The 218-nt window shown below is 62.4% G+C and carries 1 pseudogene; it reads left to right on the top strand.

Features of this window, described 5'->3' with window-relative positions:
- Window positions 1–218 (top strand): annotated as a pseudogene (locus ACM6IR_RS26175) (histidine ammonia-lyase); the annotation flags it as partial.

Raw genomic sequence — 218 nt, 5'->3', positions numbered from 1 at the left:
GAAAACACCCGTGGCGTGCTCGCGGTGGAATGGCTGGCGGCGTGCCAGGGTCTGGATCTGCGTGAAGGTCTGAAAACCTCGGCCAAGCTGGAACAGGCGCGCGCGATTCTGCGGGCTGAAGTGCCGTTCTATGAGAAGGACCGCTTCTTCGCCCCGGACATCAATGCGGCGAGCGAGTTGTTGGCCACCCGTTGCCTGAATGAGCTGGTGACGGCGAA

Source organism: Pseudomonas sp. IT-P253 (assembly GCF_949768125.1).
In the GTDB taxonomy this organism is placed as follows: Bacteria; Pseudomonadota; Gammaproteobacteria; order Pseudomonadales; family Pseudomonadaceae; genus Aquipseudomonas.
Note: the sequence above shows the minus strand (reverse complement) of the source record. Positions and strands in the feature narration are given on the sequence as shown.